At 68.6% G+C, this 20,140-nt stretch carries 15 protein-coding genes; 10 read left to right on the forward strand and 5 right to left on the reverse strand.

Going from position 1 to position 20,140, the window contains the following annotated elements:
* The first annotated feature begins 49 nt into the window (after positions 1 to 49).
* From ACZ6DL_RS00085 to ACZ6DL_RS00105, 5 genes are all read left to right on the forward strand, one after another.
* Positions 50 to 1,555 carry a nitrate/nitrite transporter gene (locus ACZ6DL_RS00085; protein WP_466049491.1) on the forward strand — a complete coding sequence of 502 codons (1,506 nt, stop codon included), beginning with the start codon at positions 50 to 52 and terminating at the stop codon, positions 1,553 to 1,555.
* Between the two features lie 29 nt (positions 1,556 to 1,584).
* Entirely contained in the window at positions 1,585 to 4,110 is a 2,526-nt protein-coding gene (gene nirB, locus ACZ6DL_RS00090) for a nitrite reductase large subunit NirB (RefSeq protein WP_466047873.1), read from the forward strand.
* A 64-nt stretch (positions 4,111 to 4,174) separates the two neighbouring features.
* Positions 4,175 to 4,576: a nitrite reductase small subunit NirD gene (gene nirD / locus ACZ6DL_RS00095; protein ID WP_466047875.1), complete on the forward strand. Its 402-nt coding sequence runs from the start codon at positions 4,175 to 4,177 to the stop codon at positions 4,574 to 4,576.
* A gap of 7 nt (positions 4,577 to 4,583) precedes the next feature.
* Entirely contained in the window at positions 4,584 to 5,825 is a 1,242-nt protein-coding gene (locus ACZ6DL_RS00100; RefSeq protein WP_466047877.1) for a uroporphyrinogen-III synthase, read from the forward strand.
* Positions 5,822 to 6,580, forward strand: a complete 759-nt coding sequence (locus tag ACZ6DL_RS00105; RefSeq protein ID WP_466047879.1) for a sirohydrochlorin chelatase — start codon at positions 5,822 to 5,824, stop codon at positions 6,578 to 6,580. Before ACZ6DL_RS00100 ends, ACZ6DL_RS00105 begins: the two co-directional genes overlap by 4 nt.
* Before the next feature lie 16 nt (positions 6,581 to 6,596).
* On the opposite strand, the gene ACZ6DL_RS00110 is transcribed toward ACZ6DL_RS00105, so the two are convergent.
* On the reverse strand, positions 6,597 to 7,370 hold the full coding sequence (locus tag ACZ6DL_RS00110) for an SDR family oxidoreductase (RefSeq protein WP_466047881.1): 774 nt from the start codon (positions 7,368 to 7,370) through the stop codon (positions 6,597 to 6,599).
* A gap of 428 nt (positions 7,371 to 7,798) precedes the next feature.
* Between ACZ6DL_RS00110 and ACZ6DL_RS00115 the strand changes: the two genes are divergently transcribed.
* Complete coding sequence (locus tag ACZ6DL_RS00115) at positions 7,799 to 10,699, forward strand: hypothetical protein (RefSeq protein WP_466047882.1); 2,901 nt, start codon at positions 7,799 to 7,801, stop codon at positions 10,697 to 10,699.
* On the opposite strand, the gene ACZ6DL_RS00120 is transcribed toward ACZ6DL_RS00115, so the two are convergent.
* Complete coding sequence (locus ACZ6DL_RS00120) at positions 10,614 to 11,699, reverse strand: GlxA family transcriptional regulator (RefSeq protein ID WP_466047883.1); 1,086 nt, start codon at positions 11,697 to 11,699, stop codon at positions 10,614 to 10,616. The genes ACZ6DL_RS00115 and ACZ6DL_RS00120 overlap by 86 nt on opposite strands.
* A gap of 140 nt (positions 11,700 to 11,839) precedes the next feature.
* Between ACZ6DL_RS00120 and ACZ6DL_RS00125 the strand changes: the two genes are divergently transcribed.
* Both ACZ6DL_RS00125 and ACZ6DL_RS00130 read left to right on the forward strand, forming a co-directional pair.
* On the forward strand, positions 11,840 to 12,751 hold the full coding sequence (locus ACZ6DL_RS00125) for an NAD-dependent epimerase/dehydratase family protein (protein ID WP_466047885.1): 912 nt from the start codon (positions 11,840 to 11,842) through the stop codon (positions 12,749 to 12,751).
* A gap of 155 nt (positions 12,752 to 12,906) precedes the next feature.
* Positions 12,907 to 13,884: an alpha/beta hydrolase gene (locus ACZ6DL_RS00130; protein ID WP_466047887.1), complete on the forward strand. Its 978-nt coding sequence runs from the start codon at positions 12,907 to 12,909 to the stop codon at positions 13,882 to 13,884.
* Between the two features lie 48 nt (positions 13,885 to 13,932).
* On the opposite strand, the gene ACZ6DL_RS00135 is transcribed toward ACZ6DL_RS00130, so the two are convergent.
* Positions 13,933 to 16,254, reverse strand: coding sequence for a hypothetical protein (locus ACZ6DL_RS00135; RefSeq protein WP_466047889.1), 2,322 nt, complete (start codon positions 16,252 to 16,254; stop codon positions 13,933 to 13,935).
* Positions 16,255 to 16,626: 372 nt separating this feature from the next.
* Here ACZ6DL_RS00135 and ACZ6DL_RS00140 point away from each other — a divergent pair, with 372 nt between their 5' ends.
* Positions 16,627 to 16,956, forward strand: coding sequence for a TfoX/Sxy family protein (locus ACZ6DL_RS00140; RefSeq protein ID WP_466047891.1), 330 nt, complete (start codon positions 16,627 to 16,629; stop codon positions 16,954 to 16,956).
* A gap of 12 nt (positions 16,957 to 16,968) precedes the next feature.
* Here the strand turns inward: ACZ6DL_RS00140 and ACZ6DL_RS00145 are convergent, their stop codons facing one another.
* Positions 16,969 to 18,672 (reverse strand): metallophosphoesterase, encoded by a 1,704-nt coding sequence (locus ACZ6DL_RS00145; protein WP_466047893.1) that lies wholly within the window; start codon positions 18,670 to 18,672, stop codon positions 16,969 to 16,971.
* Between the two features lie 154 nt (positions 18,673 to 18,826).
* Positions 18,827 to 19,525 carry a TetR/AcrR family transcriptional regulator gene (locus ACZ6DL_RS00150; RefSeq protein WP_466047895.1) on the reverse strand — a complete coding sequence of 233 codons (699 nt, stop codon included), beginning with the start codon at positions 19,523 to 19,525 and terminating at the stop codon, positions 18,827 to 18,829.
* A 133-nt stretch (positions 19,526 to 19,658) separates the two neighbouring features.
* Between ACZ6DL_RS00150 and ACZ6DL_RS00155 the strand changes: the two genes are divergently transcribed.
* Positions 19,659 to 20,105, forward strand: coding sequence for a cupin domain-containing protein (locus tag ACZ6DL_RS00155; RefSeq protein ID WP_040869003.1), 447 nt, complete (start codon positions 19,659 to 19,661; stop codon positions 20,103 to 20,105).
* Positions 20,106 to 20,140 lie beyond the last annotated feature (35 nt).

Here is a 20,140-nt window from a genome sequence, read left to right on the forward strand (position 1 = left end):
CCTTTCCTACCGTGGAGCCAACCGACATTGGGAGGCCCCGTTGAGCACGCTGACGCGTAACCGTCTGGAAGCGCTGGGACGGACGAAGATCCGCAGGCCGCGCATCGAGCACTGGGATGCGGAGGATGTCGCCGCCTGGGAAGCGGGCGGCAAGGACGTCGCCCGGCGCAACTTGATCTGGTCGGTCTTCGCCGAGCACGTCGGGTTCTCGGTGTGGTCGATCTGGTCGGTGATGGTGCTGTTCATGCCGACCGACAAGTTCGGCATCGACCCGGCGGGCAAGTTCTTCCTGGTCGCCATGCCGACGCTGGTGGGCGCGTTCCTGCGGATTCCCTACACCGTGGCGACCGCGCGCTTCGGCGGGCGCAACTGGACGGTGTTCAGCGCGGTGATGCTGCTGATCCCGACGCTGCTGGCGCTGTACTTCATCAACCAGCCCGGCACCTCGTACACCACCTTCCTGGTGGTCGCGGGCTTCGCGGGCTTCGGCGGCGGCAACTTCGCCTCCTCGATGACCAACATCAACGCGTTCTACCCCCAGCGGCTCAAGGGCTGGGCGCTCGGCCTGAACGCGGGCGGCGGCAACATCGGCGTTCCGGTGATCCAGCTGATCGGCCTGCTGGTCATCGCGACCATCGGCAACGGGTACGCCTCGCTGATCTGCGCGGTCTACCTGGTCTTCATCGCGATCGCCGGACTGGGCGCGGCGCTGTTCATGGACAACCTGCCCAACCAGAAGGCCGATCTGTCCTACATGCTCACGGCCCTGAAGGTGCCGCAGTCCTGGGCGATCGCGTTCCTCTACATCGGCACCTTCGGCTCGTTCATCGGCTACAGCTTCGCCTTCGGCCAGATCCTGCAGATCAGCTTCCGGGCAGGCGGCGACAGCGTCGCGCAGGCCACACTGCACGCCGCGCAGATCGCCTTCATCGGTCCGCTGCTCGGCTCGCTGGCCCGGCCCTACGGCGGCAAGTGGGCCGACCGCATCGGCGGCAGCCGCGTCACCCTCTACGTCTTCGGCGCCATGATGGCGGCGGCCGTGGTGGTCACCGTGGCCAGCACGATGGCCGACAGCAACAACGGCGTGGCAGGCGGGGCCGTGATGACCGCGCTCGTGATCGGCTTCATCGCCCTGTTCGTGCTCTCCGGCATCGGCAACGGGTCGGTCACCAAGATCATCCCCTCGGTGTTCGAGGCCAAGTCGAGGAGCCTGGACGCCACGCCCGCCGAACGGTCGGCCTGGTCGCAGAACACCTCCGGCGCGCTGATCGGTTTCGTCGGTGCCATCGGCGCCCTCGGCGGCGTGGGCATCAACCTGGTGCTGCGCTCCTCCTACGCGTCCACCAAGTCGGCCACCACCGCGTTCTGGGTGTTCATGGCCTTCTACGTGCTGTGCGCCCTGGTGGTCTGGGCGGTGTTCCTGCGCCGTCCCAGCCTGCGGGGCCTGCCCGCCGACTCCGATGTCGTGGCCGAGGCGGAGACCTTCGTCCTCGAAGCCGAAGCAGGCCAGTCCCCGTCCCAGACCCCGTCCGCCGGCTCGTCGGCCCGCGCTTGACACCCGATCCAGTCCAGGAGGACACACAGATGAACCCCACAGTCGCTCGTAAGACCGCGGTGGTCGTCGGCCACGGAATGGTCGGGCACCGGTTCGTCGAGGCGCTGCGCTCGCGCGACACCGAAGGCCGCTGGCAGGTGATCATCCTCAGCGAGGAGAAGCTGCCCGCCTACGACCGCGTCGGCCTCTCCTCCTACGTCGGCGCCTGGGACGCGAGCGCGCTCGCGCTGCCCGGCAACGAGTACGCCGGTGACGAGCTGGTCGAGCTGCGCCTGGGCCAGAGCGCCGAGTCCATCGACCGGGCGGCCCGCAAGGTGACCACCTCGTCGGGCGACATCCTCGCCTACGACGCGCTCGTGCTGGCCACCGGTTCCTACCCGTTCGTGCCGCCGGTGCCCGGCCACGACGACCCCGCCTGCTTCGTCTACCGCACCCTCGACGACCTCGACGGCATCCGCGCGGCCGCCGAAGCCGCCGGTCCCGGCGCGGTGGGCGTGGTGGTCGGCGGCGGCCTGCTCGGCCTGGAGGCCGCGAACGCGCTGCGCCTGCTCGGGCTCACCCCGCACGTGGTCGAGTACAACACCCGGCTGATGCCCGCCCAAGTCGACGAGGGCGGCGGCGCCATCCTGGAGCGCCTGGTCACCGACCTCGGCCTGCACGTGCACACCGGCGTGGGAACCTCCTCGATCGAGGCGGCCGACCAGGGAGTGAAGGTCACCCTGTCCGACGAGACGGTGATCGAAGCCGGGCTCGTGGTGTTCTCCGCCGGTGTCCGCCCGCGCGACCAGATCGCCCGCGACGCGGGAATCGAGGTCGGCCCCCGCGGCGGCATCATCACCGATCTCGGCTTGCAGACCTCCGACCCGAACATCTGGGCCATCGGCGAATGCGCCGCCGTCGAGGGCGTGTGCTACGGCCTGGTCGCGCCGGGCTACAGCACCGCCGAGATCGTGGCCGACCGCCTCTTGGGCGGCTCGGGCGAGTTCCCGGGCGCGGACATGTCGACCAAGCTCAAGCTGCTGGGTGTGGACGTGGCCAGCTTCGGTGACGCGCACGGCGTCACCGAGGGCGCGCTGTCGGTCGTGCTGCACGACGCAGCCAAGGGCACCTACGCCAAGCTGGTCGTCTCCGACGACGCGAAGACCCTGCTCGGCGGCATCCTGGTCGGCGACGCCACCGCCTACTCGGCGCTGCGCCCGCTGGTCGGCCGCCCGCTGCCCGCCGAACCGGCCGCGCTGATCTCGCCCGCCGGAGCCGAACTGGGCGCCGACGCGCTGCCCGACGACGCGCAGATCTGCTCGTGCAACAACGTGTCGAAGGGCGCGATCTGCGGGGCGATCGCCGACGGCGCCTGCGACGTCCCGGCGATCAAGAGCTGCACCACCGCCGGAACCTCCTGCGGTGGTTGCGTTCCCATGCTCAAGAAGCTGCTCGAGCAGTCCGGCGTGGAGATGTCCAAGGCGCTGTGTGAGCACTTCGAGCAGTCGCGCGCCGAGCTGTTCCAGATCGTCCAGGTCACCGGCATCCGCACCTTCTCCGGCCTGATCACCAAGTACGGCAAGGGCGCGGGCTGCGACATCTGCAAGCCGACCGTGGCGTCCATCCTCGCCTCCACCTCGAGCGACCACATCCTCGACGGCGAGCAGGCCGCGCTGCAGGACACCAACGACCACTTCCTGGCCAACCTCCAGAAGAACGGCACCTACTCGGTGGTGCCGCGGATGCCCGGCGGCGAGGTCACCGCCGAGCAGCTGATCACCATCGGCGAGGTGGCCAAGGAATTCGGCCTTTACGTGAAGGTCACCGGCGGCCAGCGCATCGACCTGTTCGGCGCGCGCGTCGAGCAGTTGCCGCTGATCTGGAAGCGACTGGTCGACGCGGGCATGGAATCCGGTCACGCCTACGGCAAGTCGCTGCGCACCGTGAAGAGCTGCGTCGGCTCCACTTGGTGCCGCTACGGCCAGCAGGACTCGGTCGGCATGGCCGTGCTGCTGGAGAAGCGCTACCGCGGCCTGCGGTCGCCGCACAAGCTGAAGCTGGCGGTCTCCGGCTGCGCCCGTGAATGCGCCGAGGCGCGCGGCAAGGACGTCGGCGTGATCGCCACCGAGAACGGCTGGAACCTCTACGTCGGCGGCAACGGCGGCCTCACCCCGAAGCACGCGGTGCTGCTGGCCGGTGAACTCGACGACGAGACGCTGATCAAGTACATCGACCGGTACCTGATGTTCTACATCCGCACCGCTGATCGTTTGCAGCGCACCGCTCCTTGGCAGGAGGCGCTGGAAGGCGGCATGGATTACCTCAAGCAGGTGATCTGCGAGGACAGCCTCGGCATCGCCGACGATCTGGAGGCGGCGATGGCCCAGCACGTCGCCGGCTACCGCGACGAGTGGGCCGCGGTGCTGGATGACGAGGAGAAGCTTTCTCGCTTCGTGTCGTTCGTCAACGCCCCCGAGGAAGCCGATCCGACGATTTCGTTCGACGATTCGGGCGAACGGAAGGTTCCCGTCCTGCTGGGACTGCCCAAAATTCCGGTCGCCACGCAGGGGAAATGACCGCTTAACCCCTTGGAAACAGAACGTCGGTACCAATGAGTAAGGCGTTTGGAGGATGACACCGATGACCGTGATCGATACCCCCGGCATTGCCCCAGCTACCACCACCGGGTGGACACAGGCTTGCCGTCTCGACTACCTGATTCCCGGCCGCGGCGTTGCGGTGTTGCTGAAAGGCGGCCAGCAGGCCGCCCTGTTCCTGCTGGATAACGGCATGCTGTACGCCGTCGGCAATATCGATCCGATCGGCCGGGCGGCGGTCATGTCGCGCGGGATCGTCGGCGATCGCGGTGGGGCGCCCGTCGTGGCCTCGCCGCTGCTGAAGCAGGCCTTCTCTCTGGTCGACGGGCGGTGCCTGGACGACGAATCGGCGGTGCTGCCGGTGTACGCGGTGCGCGTGGACGACGGCATCGTTTCGATTTCCAACGAGCCGGTGGCCGCCGCGCTCGCGTCCTCGGATGGATGAAACGCCAATGACAACAGTTGACGTGGGCGAGAGCCTGGCCGGATTCACGGTGGGCATCACGGCGGCCCGGCGGGCGGTGGAATTCGCCACGCTGCTCGAACGCCGGGGCGCGACCATCGTTTCGGCGCCTGCCATCCGGATCATCCCGCTGTCCGACGACAACGAGCTGGAACGGGTGACCCGGCAGTTGGTCGCCGATCCACCGCAGATCACCGTGGCCACCACGGGCATCGGCTTCCGCGGGTGGATGGAGGCGGCCGAAGGCTGGGGCTTGGCCGAGGAACTGCGCGCGACGCTGGGGACCACCCGGATGCTCGCGCGCGGCCCGAAGGCCAAGGGCGCCATCCGCGCCGCGGAATTGCGCGAGGAATGGTCGCCCGCCTCCGAGTCGTCCGCCGAAGTGCTCGATCACCTGCTCGCCGAAGGCGTGGAGGGCGTCCGGATCGCCGTGCAGTTGCACGGTGCCACCACCGAGTGGGAACCGGTGCCCGACTTCTGCGAGGTCCTGCGGTGCGCGGGTGCGGATGTCGTGCCGGTGCCGGTGTACCGCTGGGTGCCGCCGGACGATCAAGGGCCGATGGATCACCTCATCGAGTCGATCGTCACCTCGGGCATGGACTGCGTCACCTTCACCAGCGCCCCCGCCGTGGCGTCGATGTTGATGCGCGCCAAGGAAACCGGACTGCTGGAGGGGTTGCTGTACGCGCTGCGCGGCCGGGTGCTGCCCGCCTGCGTCGGCCCGATCACGGCCGCGCCGCTGGAGGAACTCGGGGTGCCCACCTCGATGCCGGGCCGGGCCCGCCTCGGTGCGCTGGCCCGCCACGTCGCCGAGGAACTGCCCCGGCGCGCCAACCGGATTCACGCCGCGGGCCACATCATCAGCGTGCGCGGCGCGTGCGTGGTGGTGGACGGTCAGGTGCGTCAGCTGGCGCCCGCGCCGATGGCCCTGATGCGCTCGCTGGCCCGTCAGCCCGGCCGGGTCGTCTCCCGCGAGGATTTGCTCGCCGCGCTGCCCGGCGGCGGGGACGACACGCACGCGGTGGAGACCGCCATCGCCCGGCTGCGCGCCGGACTCGGCACGCCGAAGGCGATTCAGACCGTGGTCAAACGCGGGTACCGGCTCGCGCTGGACCCGGCGGAATGTATCGACAACAATCCACGGCCCACCGCGACAGGAGGCCCGCAGGTGCCCGGCGTCGGAATTCCGACCCGGGCACCTCGGCACATCCAGGCTGCGGGGAGCTGGTGACCGCGCCAGCCCTCGTGCTGGTGGCCCACGGGACCCGCAGCACCAAGGGCGTGCAGATGATCGCGGCGCTCGCCGAGGCCGTGACGAAGGAACTCGGTGCCGGGATTTCGGGGCCCGGCACCGAGCCCGGCGACAGTCCGTGGGTGCGCACGGCATTCGTGGACGTGCTCGGCCCTTCGCCGTCGGAGGTGCTGCGCGATCTGGTCACCCCCACCGGCGAATCCGTACCGGCCGTCGTGGTTCCGGCGTTCCTGGCCTCGGGATACCACGTCTACCAGGACGTGCCGCGTGAGGTCGCCGAGAGCGCCCATCCCGTGGTGACGGTCACGCCCGCCATGGGCCCGGACCCGGCGCTGGCGCGGATCATGGCGATGCGCCTGCGCGCGGCGGGCTGGTCCCCGGGCGACGCGGTCGTCTTCGCCGCTGCGGGCTCCTCGGATGCCCGTGCTCGCCAGGACGTGCGGCGCGCGGCCGCGCTGCTGGCCGAACACCTCGGTGTCGCGGTCCGCATCGGCTACGTCGCGACCGGTGCGCCGCGTGTGCCGGACGTCGTCGCGGAATTGCGCGCGGCAGGGGCGGGCCGGGTATTCGTCGCCTCGTACCTGCTCGCGCACGGCCTGTTCCAGCAGCGCCTGCACGAGGCGGGAGCCGACGGCGTCGCCGAGCCCATCGGTGTGCACCCGGCGGTCGTCCGGTTGATCGCCGACCGCTACCGGGTGGCGGCGGGGGAGCTGGTCCGGACGCGGGCTCGCTGAGCGATCGGTCCACGAGTCACCGCTTTCGTTCGGCGGCATAGGGATTCGCCGGGCCCGCGGCGACGAACTGCGACCAGGTCTGCGTGCCGTCGGGATGATCCGGGCAAGTGTTCAGGCCCGCCCGGAAGGCGCTCCCGATCCGTCCGGGCGCCGGGAGCGGGACGATCCGCCGCGGCCGCTGCCGGGCGGCTTGCCAGACCTGCGCCAACTGCGCCGACGTCAGCACTTCCGGACCACCGAAATCCGGTGCCCGGCCCAGCGGCTCGCCCTCGGCCAATGCGGCGAGCCGCCGCGCAACGTCGGCGGCGGCGACCGGCTGGAAACGGAAGTCCGGCGGCAGCGGCGCCACCGGCCATCGCTCGACGGTTTGCAACACTGCCGCGATCAGCTCGTGGAACTGCGTCGCCCGCAGGATCGTGTGCGGCATCCCGCTGTCGATGACGGCTCGCTCGCAGGCCAGCTTGTTCCGGTAGTACCGGAACGGGATGCGGTCGATCCCGACGATCGACACGTACAGCAGGTGCCGGGCCCCTCGTGCCTGCCGCAGCAGGTTCTCCGTCTGGGCGAGGTCCGAGCCGCCCATCCGACGAAAATCCGATGCCGCGTGCACGATTACGTCGGTGTCCGCCGCGGCCTCCGCTACGCCGGTACCGGTGCGCAGATCGCCCATATGAGTGCCCGCCCCCGAGCGACGGGAGAGCACCCGCACATCATGGCCCGCTTCGCGCAGCCGATCGACCACAAGCCTGCCCAGCGCGCCGGTTCCGCCCGTGACGAGAGTCTTGGTCATGGTCAACTTCTACCGCTGAAGCCCGTCAGCGCGCACGAGGCCCTCGTCGCACGGTGAGTCGCCCATCGCCCGAGCCGGTGAGCCGTTTCCGCTCGGCGAGGCTGTGATTCGCGCGGGTGAGTGGGAACTCATCCGAACGATCCGCGGGACAGAACAGATGCCCCTGAATCTGGTGTGGGCCCTGGTGCGATGGTTGAATCGTTGCGGACCAGTGCCGGCGCCTCGGCAATCGGGAGGAGGGGCTTGATGTCGGCTGGAGGGGTCGAAGTCGGTTCGAAAGGGCAGTCGGCGAGGATCTCTGGGGCGTCGGTGCCGGACGCTCGGGAACGTATTGCAGGGATACGTGAGCAGGCCGTCAGTAGGTCCAGCTCTCCCGTTGACGGGCGCGTTCGGCGAGGCGTGAACACGGCAGAACGTGAGGCGCGGTTGTGCGGGTGAACCTTCGGCGGCGTGCCACGCGTGCGGAGATCGGGTATGGCGCATTCCTGTCCTACAGCGGGGACCGGGATCGTGCGGTGCTTCCGTTGATCCAGAACGCGATCGAGAAGCTGCCACGACCGTGGTACCGCTTCCCGCGAACACGCATCTTTCTCGACTACAGCGGTATCTCGATCGGTCCCGAACTGGAGGGCAAGATCGTCGCGGGCCTGTCGCGTTCCAAGTGGCTCGTCGTGGTGGCTTCGCCCGAGGCCGCCGCATCCATGTGGGTGGATCGCGAGATCGAGTGGTGGCTGGCGAATCGGTCTCCCGAGACGATATTGCTGGTCCTGAGTGCCGGGACCTTGGCATGGGACGAGGTGGCGGGGGATTGGGACCGAGTTCGCTCGACCGCGCTCCCGCCACGCCTGTTCGGCGTATTCGCCTCCGAACCCGTATACAAGACGATCAAGTGGCGCGAGGGTGCGGACGGAGCCCCGCATCCGGACATCGACGCCATCGCGGTCAGCATCGCCGCGGTGATTCACGGCGTCTCCGAGACCGATATCAAATCCGAGGGCTATCAGCAGACCAAGCGAAACTTGCGCTGGGCGAATACCGCCATCGGCGCATTGGTGACCTTGCTCGTCCTGGCGTCGATCGCGGCGCTCGTAGCCGGGGTGCAGAGCGATCGCGCCGAGGAGCAGGCCAGAATCGCCACGGCGCGACTCCTGGCGTCGGTCGCCGACACCAAGACGACGACCGATGCTCGCGCGGCACTCCTTCTGGCCGTCGCGGCGTACCGTCTCGATCCGAGCCCACGCCATCACGCCGCCCTACTCCGCGCGAATCTGGCCAGTCCCGCGGTCGCTCGTTACGTTGCCACACCCGCGGACGTCACCGCCTTGGAGAGCAGCGCCGACGGCAAGACCGTCGTCGCAGGGCTCGCCGACGGACGAGTCGTCACGTGGGCGCCGGGTGAGCCGGCGCCGACATCGGTCGCGCAATTGCCCGGCGCGATCCGATCCCTGGCTGTCGCCGCGGACGGCCGGACCGTCCTGGCCACAGATGGCGCCTCGACGACTCTGTGGCGCGACGGCGCCGGCCGACGGGACTTCGGCGCGACCGACGAGCGCAGCGCCGAGGTCGTCGCGATCTCCGAATCCGGGAAGGTCGGTGCTGTCCACCGCATCCGTACCGACGCGGCCGGGATCTCGAACGGGGTGGTCGACATCATCGACGTTCTTTCCGGACAGGTCCGTATGTCACATCCGACCGGCCGGTCGATGAAGAGCATGGTGTTCACCGAGGACGCGGTCCTGCGTCTCCTCGACACCGGTAGCAGCGTGCGCCAGGTTTCTCTTCGAGACGGCGCCACCGTAGACCTTTCTCCCTCGGACACCGACTCGGTCTGCGGGAAAGGTCAAGCCCTCGGAGAACTGTCGGCCGACGGGTCCTCGTTCGCGTGTGCGGTCTTGCCCGGGCTCCCGGTACCGGTCTTCCGGCTGCGGCGAACTCCGGAAGCTCCTCGTCCGGAGACCGGTTACGTGGGCGTCCCCAAGCCACGCCGGTCGGCGGCCGCGGCGCTCAGCCGGACGGGCCAGGTGGCAGCGGTACCCAGTGAGGACGGCGGTCTGTATGTGGCGCCGGTGGCCGGGGAGATCACGCCTCGCCAACCGCCACCGCTGATCACCGGTTCCGCTGTCGACTTCGACCGAGCGTTACTGCGGTTCCGAGGAACCTCCGAAACACAACTGGTTTCAGCTTCCGGGTCACTGATCACCCTATGGGACATCGAGCAACGCGACCGGTTGGCGAAATCCATCCCGGTGCCGATCGTCAAGGGATGCAATGATTGTCCCCCCAGCTTGTCCCTGTCGCCCGACGGGCGCACCGCCGTGATCACGGGCGAGTACAAGGACCAGGACGAGTTCACGTTGAACAGTGACGTCGTGATCATCCAACAGCTGGGACCGGACTCGTCCCGGCGACATGTCATACCGGGCTTGGACGGTATACCCGTGTGGCGTCCCGACGGCACCCTACTGGCGATCGCCGCGCATCCCGACTCCGGCTACGACCGCCGCGTACCCTCCGACCGGCCGCAGACGGGAATGCCGTTCGAAGTGGCGGTCTTGTCCTCTCCGCCACCGCAGGTGCGGGTCCGGGCGGCGGCACTGTCGGAATCCTCCGACACCGCGGTCTCTTTGGACAGTAGGGGGAGGGCCTACCTGCACAATCTGGCGACGGGCGGCATCGACTCGGAATTCATTCCCCTGGGCGGCGCGATCGACTCCGGCAAGTTGCGGGAAGCGGTGATCGAGGCGAACGGGGGGACACTGGTCATGCGCGATGACGACCACATCTCGGTGTACGACCTGTCCGGGCAGCGAAACACGCACGATATCGACGGCAAGGACGTGCGGGTGATGACGTTCGCCGGGCAACACCTGCTGATCGGCCGGGAAGAGAACATCGAAATATGGGATCGCACCGGCTCCAGCCGTGAGCGGACGATTCCCTTCCGCGCCACTCGGGGTACGACGGCGCAAGTGGCCGCCGCCGGGGACGCGACAGTGGTCGTCGCGAGAGATGGGGCGAACTATATGACTCTCTTCGCGGCCGACGGTACGAATCTCGGAGAACTGGAGCCGGATTCCGTGTGGCACGTGACGCCCGCTGTCGCCCTGTCCGCTGATGGACGGTACCTCGTGACGATGAACCCCGGTCCCGCGTTCTCCGGCGGCGTCGATGGAACGCTGGTCGAACGCGACATCTCACCGGAGGGCTTGGTTCAGGCCGCTTGTGCTCACGCCGGCGCCGATCTCACCGACTCCGAATGGGACGCTCTGATCGGGATCGGGCGTCCCGCACAAGCCCGTTGCCCTCGGGAGGGGCAGGAATTTCGGTAGCCGTACGCCGGGTTCGTGGGCTCTGCGGACCGTCCCCGCCCGAGTTCGGGTGGGCGGGCGCACGGGTGAACGACGCGCGGTAGCTGCTCGGTGGCACACCGACATGCCGGACCATGTGCTGGCGCAACGACTCCGCTGAGCCGAGGCCGCTGTGCCTGGCCACCTGGTCCATCGGCAGCATGGTGGATTCCAGCAGTTCCCTGGCTCGTTGTAAGCGCTGGTGCAGCAGCCATTTCTGCGGACTGAGCCCCGTCTCCTCGTGGAAGCGGCGAGTCAGTGTGCGGACGCTGGTGCGCGCGTGGGCGGCGAGCTCGTCCAGCGACAGCGGCGTGTCCAGTCGTCGCAGCGCCCAGGCACGGGTGTCCGCGAGCGTGACGCCGTGCTCCGCGGGTAGGGGCGCGTCCACGAACTGAGCTTGTCCGCCGGGGCGCACCGGCGTGACGACGGCGGTTCGGGCGGCGGCGTTCGCTACCGTCGCGCCGTAGTCGATGCGAATCAGATGCAGGCACAGATCTATTCCGGCCGCCGCGCCCGCGGCAGTGGTGATCGGGCCGTCCTCGATGAACAGTGCGTCGCTGCGGACCGCCACGTCCGGGTGGTTCGCAGCCAGTTCGCCGGCCAGAGCCCAGTGCGTGGTCGCGGTGCGGCCGGACAGGAGACCCGCCTGCGCCAGGACGAAGGCGCCGCTGCAGATCGAGGTGACGCGTTTGCCCGCGGCCACCGCGCCGCGCAGGGCGGTGAGCGTGGCTGCGTCGGCGTCCGCGCGGCTGCCGGTGCTCGGCACGATGACGATGTCCGCTTCCTCGATCGCCTCCAAGCCTCGGGAGACGACCACGTCGAAGCCGCCCAGTCCCGCGGGCAGGACACCGGGCACGGCGGTGCACACGAGGACGCGGTAGCCGGGTTCGCCGTTCGCCATCGCCGCGCCGAGCACCGTTTCCGGCATGGCCAGGTCGAAAGCTTTCACCGGAGGAACCGCGACAACGGCGACAGTCTGCATGGCCTGATCCTTGGGATAGTTGGCAATCCGGCCGGTAGTCTACCCGTCCGCGCCACGGCAGGCTGAGTAGCACGCGATCGGCAAACGGCACGACAGCCCTGGAGGTCGCGTGAAACCTGTTGTTGCAGAGAGGAATCAGCATGCCTACGCAGGTCATTGTCGGACGCGGCGCCACCGCTTCGGCCACCGCGGCGCTACTCGCCGGGTCCGGCGACCGGGTGCGCATGGTCAGCCGCAGCGGCGCCGGGCCCGAGCATCCGGACATCGAACGAATCGCCCTGGACGCGCTGGATACGGCCGCGCTGGCCGCCGTCGCGGAGGGGGCGGAGACCTTGTTCAACATGGCCATGCCCGCGTATCACACCTGGCCGCAGACCATTCCGCCGCTGTTCGGGTCGATTCTGTCCGTCGCAGAGCGGACCGGTGCGAACTACGTGATGCTCGGCAATCTGTACGGCTACGGTCCTGTCGACGGCCCGATCACCGAGCGGTCACCGCTGGCGGCCGCGGGGCCGAAAGGGCAGGTGCGCGCGCGGATGTGGCGGGAAGCGGAAGAGGCGCACCGGGCGGGGCGGGTGCGCGTCACCGAGGTCAGGGCAGGGCAATTCGTCGGCCCCGGCGCGATCTCGCTGTTCTCGCTGCTCGCCCAGCCGAAGATCCGGGCCGGACAGTTGGCGCTGCTCCCGCAGGAACTCGACCTGCCGCACCCCTACACCGCGGTCGGTGACGCGGCCGCGGCCGCGGTCGCCATCGCTCGCGACGAGCGCGCGTGGGGTCGCCCCTGGCACGCGCCGAGTATCACAGCGACCGTGCGGGAACTGGCCGGGCGGTTCGCCGCGGCCGTCGGAGCGCCCGAGCCGCGGCTGGCGGTGATGAGCGATCGGGAGCTGACGCTGCTCGGTCTGACCGATCCGTTCTACAACGAGCTGTTCGAGACCTACCACATGTCACACGAGGCCTTCACAGTCGACGATTCGGCCATTCGTGAGACGTTCGGACTGAAGGCGTCCGATCCGGACGAGGTGTTCGCGCAGGTGGTGCGCGCGGGCTGATCGGTACGCGTGAGACTCGCTGAAAGATTGCTTTTCTGGTCGAATTATCGACGAATGCGGTGTTGATAGCTTTTGAGCAGCGATTTCATGTGCGATTGAGAACATGCCCGACGAATGCCAGACGCGCCTAGGTGAGGGTGATAGACACTCGTTTCATGTACCGGCTCCTGCGATGCCTGGTTCCACTTCTCGCGGTGTGCGCCGCCTTCGTCCCGGCCACGACCGCCGCCGCCGACCCCGGCGCGAGCATTCTCGACGTGCGCCCGCTGGGTGGGCGGGAGTTCGAAGTCGTCGTCCACTCCGCGGCGATGGATCGCCCCATCACGCTGTGGATGTCGCATCCGGGTTCCGGCGCTCCCGCGCTGTACCTGCTGAACGCCGTGGACGGTGGCGAGGACGGTGGTCCGTGGACCCGGCGCACCGACATCGCGTCGTTCTTCGCGGACAAACCGGTCAACGTGATCGTGCCGTTGAGCGGGCGCGCCAGCTACTACACCGATTGGCTGCGCGATGACCCTGTGCTCGGCCGCAACATGTGGACGACATTCCTGACCAGGGAACTGCCGCCGCTGCTCGGGGCCAGGTTCGGGATGAACGGCCGCAACGCCGTCGCGGGACTTTCCATGTCGGCGACTTCCGCGTTGGATCTCGCGATCGGTGCGCCCGGCCTGTATCAGGCGGTCGGCGCCTACAGCGGGTGCCCGCGCACCAGCGATCCGATGGGCCAGGCGATCGTCCGATCGCAACTCGGAGTGTTCGGCGCAGACCCGGCCAATATGTGGGGACCGCCCGGCGATCCGGCCTGGGCCGAACACGACCCCATGGTGCAGGCCGAGCGGTTGCGCGGTGTGGCGCTCTACATCTCGGCGAGCACCGGCGCACCGGGATCGCACGAGACGCTCAGCGATCCCGGCGTCGACGGCAACCCCTTCCGGCTGGTGGATCGGTTGCTGGTGGGTGGAGGCATGGAGACGGTGATCAACGGCTGCACCCTGGCGTTCGTGGACCGGCTGAGCGCTCTCGGCATTCCCTTCACGGCGAATCTCCGCGCCGCGGGCACGCATGCCTGGACATATTGGCAGGACGACCTGCACGAGTCCTGGTCGCTGTTCGCGGGTGCGCTGGGCGTCTGATCGGGACGACCCAGCGGTTGGGCGGGGTGCGACCGGGACGCCCGCTCGCTACGGATTCCAGGGGTCGAGTCCGCCCTCGGGATCCAGGTGGTCGAGGTTGGCGACGCGTCTGGCCGATCGCATCAGGGCTTCCCGGTTGATGTCGTTCGGATTCTCGTAGTAAGTCCGGGCCGCCTGCTGGTGCAGAGTCGCGACTCGGTGCCCGATCGCCCACCGTGTATCACGCCCCGCGCCGTCCCACTCGTCCGGCGTGATCGCCGCCCGCAGTGCCCGGTCCGAATGCCAATTCTGCTCGACCCGCTGCACGAACCCGTGATCGATGGTGGCGCCGGGGGCCGGTGCGTTGCTGTGCCGGACGAAACTGTCCGCCGCGATGACCGCCTGAGCGGCGAAGGCGTCGCGCGCTTCGTGGTCGACATGGTTGTCCACCGCCCAGGCCGCCGCGATCGCCTTCTGCAACGGTGCGAAGCTGTACGGATTCTGCGATGCCGTCGATTCCTGGACGGAGTACGCCGTGAACGCGTGGGTCACCCGCTCGTGGGTGGCGCCGGAGGAGAGCAGAACGGCATGGATCCGGGAATCGGGAACCTTGTTGTCCCGAAGCACTTTCAAGGCTCGGGAGACACCCAGCTGGGTGCGCATGCCCCCCATCGGCGCGGCCGCGTCGACCGCGACAGCGCGCCAGTTCGTGCGGGCCAGTTGGTGCTCGATGTATCCCTCTTCGCGGCTGGTCAGGATTCTCCTGGTGGAGCGTTCGATCCTCCTTCGTGTGCTCGACAGCGGGTTCAACGGATTGACCCGTCCTCCGGCGAGCCATGCCGTCACCGGCGAGGAGTTGATGGCATTGAGCGTGGTGAGGGTGCTCACCAAACCCATTCCGGGCGCCGACTTTCCAGCGCCGCCACCACCCATGCCGAGGGCGGTGCCGCTGCCGCCGCTCGCGGACTTGCCCTGACCCTGGATCGCGAGACCGAACCGGTTGGCGATCCAGTCGTTGCCCCGGCTGAGGCCGCTGCTGAGGCGTCTGAGCTGGAACACGGCGACGATCTCGACGGTGCCCGCGATGATGATCACCGCCATGACCTGGCCGCGGGCCTGCGCGAACAGGTTGCCCATGAAGAGGATGTAGACCCCGAGAAAGATGGTGTACGCCGTCATGCGCGCCGCCGCGACGAAGCTGTCCACGATATTGCGAACCAGGAACGTCTGCGTCGGGCCGTACACGAATCCGCCTGCGGCGAAACCGAATATCGACATGAACCCGTGATAGATCGTGTCCAGCGCGGCCTTGATCACCTTGAGTCCGAGGTACATCGCGAAGACCAGCAGGATGCCGCCGCAGGTCAGCAGCATGAGCCCGGTGGCGACCTGCCCCATGGAGGGGTTCTCGGCCTTCGCGTGCGCGGCGGCGTCGCCGCACGACTTCAAGCCGCTGATCACCCGTGCGTCGTCGCCTGCCGCCACCCCGGCCGACCACGCCGACCGGCAGGCGGGCCGCTGGTCGACCGTATGGCCGAAATTCCACACCTGCAAGGGCTGCCGGGCGAAATTGTCGGCGAGATCGCTCTGCATCGTCGCCACCAGCTGGGTCGGATTCGGATCGGCGTCGCCGTTCAGGCCCGCCGCCACCGAGATGCCGAGATCGCGGCCCTGCGCGAGCAACCCGTGCGAGGACAGCACGTCGGCCAAGGGCTCGGCCAGGAACAACGGACCGAGCAGCGCCACGCCCACCATCGTCACCACCTGCATGGTGGCCTTCGCGTGGTAGCCGCGCGCGATGAACCACCCGACGCAGACCGCGCCGATGCTCGCCGCCGTGACCAGCATGATCGGTGTCGCGATCTGTGCCGTCATGGCATCGGCCACGCCGTGCAGGGCCGCACTGAACATGTCCAGCCACCGGAAGCTCAGCGCGTAGCCGATCAGCCAGATCGCCGTCGTCACGATGGCTATGTAACCGATGAACTCGAAACCCAGTACAGCCCACAGGATGGTGGCGCGCGGCTTGAAAAGGCTTTCGTCGCCGGTGGCGAACCGGTAGTCCGACAGCGCGATGCCCGACGAGTCGTGGATGTTCATCCAGCTGAGGCCGTCGATCTGAGAGGTCCCGGCCGTGCCGCCCGCCGCGTCCTGCGCGGTGGCCAGCGCGCCGACGAAGCCGGGGAAGACGAAGAGCGCGAAGATGATCAGGGCGATCCAGACGGCCCGGCGCCGCCAAGGACCTGTTCCGAAACGCGGCCACCGGCTCGGCGCGCCGCCGCGCGGTGCGCGCCCTGCCGTGCGGGATGTGCCCGGGACCGGAACCGAATGCCGCCTGGATGACCTACGGCGGACAGCGCGTGATCGCACCGCTGGGGGGCAGATGTGCACGGAAGAGTCCTTCGTCCCGTCTGTGGGGGCGCAGCCGGCTGCGAAAAGTGAAACGGATCGCGCGCTAGAGCCAATGACAATGCGTGGCACCGTCTCACGCCCTGTATTACAGACAGGTACGGAAACATCCGCTTGAACGTCCAATGACATCCAGGCGGCTCGGGAGTGTACGTACGTATGTCGGCCTTATACCTAGTAGTCCGATCAAAAAGACTGTGGTGCAGTAATTTTCAGTATCGACCACCGGCGCCGGATGCGTGCCGCGTCATCGAGGTGTGCGGTGCTCGGCCGCCGAGGACCCGGGAGACGACACGCGGGCGTTCTCGACCGGCGGAACGCCGACTTGTCGGACACCGGGTGAACAATGCCGCTATGGCATACGACGAGGAGCTGGCCGAGCGGATCCGGGAACTGATCGTGCCCGGCCCCGAACTCACCGAGCGGAAGATGTTCGGCGGACTCGCCTTCTTGATCGGCGGCAATATGGCGGTCGCCGCCAGCGGGCAGGGCGGTCTGCTCGTGCGGGTGGATCGCGAGGAGGGCGAGCGGCTCCTGAGTGACGCCGTGCAGCCCATGGTCATGGGCGGTCGCGAGATGGTCGGCTGGTTGCGGGTCACCGCCACCGACGACGACGAAGTCCTGCGGGAGTGGGTCGAGCGCGGCGTCGCCTACGCCCGGACCCTCCCGCCGAAGAAGAAATAGAACCGGCCCGGCTCAGGCCCGGACCTGCCGCCGGAACAGCACACGGTCGAACTCGCGGCCGTACTCGTCGACCGCGACCACATCCATCTCGCTGGCGAATACGCCCGGCCGGACGTCGACGCGCAGGAAGGAGTAATTCCGGAAGCGGACCCGTGACCATGGCGCGGCTTCGTCCTGCTTTCCGCCGCCCGGGGTCCAGACGTAGCTGTTCGGCACCCCCGTATCGGGCAATTCGTTGCCGCGGAAGGTCTCTCGTGAGCCCGGCTGGAACTCGTAGCGCGGGCGTCCACCGCCGCCCACGGTGTAGTAGACGGTCCCGTCGGTCTCCGGGTAGACGATCGAGTTGTCGCCCGCGACCTTCGTCGCCTGTCCGCCGCGGATCGGATCGGTGCGCTCGTAGACGTGGTTGTGGCCTTGCAACACCAGATCCACCTGGAATCGGTCGAACAGGCCCACCCATGCGTCCCGCACGCCGCCGTCGCTGGCGTGCGATTCGGTGGTCGAGTACGCGCAGTGGTGGAAGAAGCAGACGATGAAGTCGATGTCGGGGTCGGCGCGGTAGGCGGCCAGGGTGCGCTCCACCCAGCTCGTCTGCGCGCCACCGGAGTAGCCGCTGTTCGCGCGGATCTCGTAGGAGACGTCGTTGGCGTCCAGCGAGAGCACCGCGACGTTGCCGTAGGTGAACGAGTACGCCGACGGGCATCCCGCCGGACCGTTGCCGGGGAAGTCCAGGCGCGCCAGGTGCCCGCCGTAGCCGTGCTCGCCGTAGGTGCCTTCCATATCGTGATTGCCGGTGGCGAACATCCACGGCGTCTGGGCGGCGCTGGACTCGATGGCGTTGAAGTAGACGTCCCAGACGTAGGGGTTGTACTTGTCGAACCCGCTCGCCGGTCGCGCTCCGTGCGCGGCGAACTGTCCTGGCTTGCCCGCGCCGGAAGGATCGGCGTACGCGATGTCGCCGGCGAGGATGTGGAAATCGGGCCGCGCGGCGGCGATCTGGCGCAGCACGTTGCTCGCGTGCGGCGCGGCCGGATCGTTGTCGGCCTTGTAGTACTTGTCGTCGTAGTCGCCGGGAGCGACGCCTTCGGGCAGCGCCGGGGTCTCGTCGGTGCCCTGATCGCCCATCATGGTGAAGCGGAACGGAAGGACCGCGGGGCGTGCGCTGGGCATCGCGGGCGCGGCGCTGCGGATGTCGCCGACGAATCCGTCGGAGGTCCGCCAGCGGTAGAAGTGTGGCACCCGGCCGGGCAGGCCGTCCACCGGGGCGTGGACGTAGAACTGTTCGGCCGCGAGCACGCCGCCGTCATCGGTTGGCAGTTGGGTGAGCAGGTTGCGCACTTCGGCTTCGACCGTGGCGCCCAACGCAGGCGTCGGTCCGTGGTCGAGGTACACCGTGGCGCCCGCCGGACGCCGGGACAGCTGCGCCGAGAAACGCAACTGGCCGGCCGCCTCCGGGCCGAAAGCGACGCGTCGTCCACCCACCGCCAGCTGGGCATCCTCGGCGTAGGCGCGCCTGCCGAACGGCGCCGTGCCGATCGTGGCCACGGCGGCGGCCGCCGCGGCGCCGCGCAGGATATTGCGCCGCGACACCGGATGACGGCGCAGGTAGGCGCGGTGCCATTCGTGCTGCTCGGTCATGGTCATGTGAGCGGCGAGATGGCCGGGGATTCCGGTGTCGGGAACGTCGCCTGCTGGATTCAGCGGTGTGGACGGCATACCGCAGATGCTGTACCGGCCGGGCGCGCGGAGCAACTCGACACCGCACCGCGGGCGGGAATACTCCGCGAACGGGCTTCGGCGTGTGCGAAATAGGCGCATGCCGGAGCCGAACTGCGCAGGCCGTGCTGGCGCGGACGCGGGTCGGCTCGGTCTACGCCGGTGGCTGGTCCGGCGGGTTCGGCGACTGATCTGGCTCGGCGGGGAGATCGGGGGTGAACGGGGAGACGAGCGAATCGCTCCACGCGAAGCTCCGCGCACCCGGTCGCGCGCGCCCGGCGGCGGCTGCCGATGGTTCGTTGTTCCCGGTCAGCCTCAGGACGGTCCGCTCCAGGGCGGGCAGGATCTCGGTGATGTCGAGATCGGCGTTCGCGAAGCGGCCGATCAGCGCGTAGGTCATATGGGTCAGCACGAGCGCGATGTCCGCGGTGTAGTCGGGGTCGGCGTCGGCGAAAAGGCCTGCGATAGCGGGCAGCACGGCGTCGAAACCTTGGGCGTCCAGTCGCCGGCCGCCGGGACCGAATCGTGCGCGATAGTAGGCTTCGAGCATCCGGGGATTTCGTTCCCAGGGTTCGAACACGTACCGCAACAACCGGATCAGGCCATCGCGAAGCGTCTCGCCTTCGATCTGCGGTGCCGGGGTGGCGTAGGTATTGGTCGCCATCCACCGCTCGACCGCGGCGAGCATCAGATCGTCACGGGTGGCGTACCGCTTGTAGACCGTGGCGAGGGAAACGTGCGCGTTCCGCGCGACCGCCCTCAACTGGACCGCGTCGTAGCCGTCCGACTCGAGCATCGACAACACGGCGTCGATGATCTTCGCCGCCGAATCCTCTTCGTCTGTCCGGACCACGTACCTACGGTAATCCAGTGATCTTGTCGTGGATACTCGCCACGACAGCGGTGTCGCTCGGCAGGATTCCGATTATCCCGCATCGTCACCGAACGAGGTTCCGGCGCGACACCCCCGTGACTAGGCTGCGGGGATGACGCTCTTTCTCCGCGTCGCCGTGGTGCCGGTGGTAGTCGCCGCCGCCCTGGCGAGTGCGGCGCAGGCCGACGCGACGCCCGGTAGCGACATCACCGCCGTCACCCTCGGTGAGGCCCGGATTCCCGCCGGGCTCCTACCGTTCGTCGCGGGCACGGATCTGGTCGTCCGCGAGATCACGATCGGCCCCGGCGGCTCCACCGGCTGGCATTACCATGTCGGCCCGGTCTTCGGCTTCGTCCGATCCGGAACGCTCACCCACCCCGGTCCCGAGTGTGACGCACCGGTCTATCGCACCGGCGAATTCATCTACGAGCCCGCGGGCGAATGGAACGTCCACGTCGGTCTGAACCGCGGCAGCGAACCGCTCGTCCTCGACGTCGTCTACGCCCCACCGGCAGGCGAGCCGCTGTTCATCGACGCACCCGCCCCATCCTGCGCGTAAGAAGCAGGCGCTGCGGGTGGGTTCGGCCTCCACCG

Source organism: Nocardia sp. NPDC041819 (assembly GCF_055590505.1).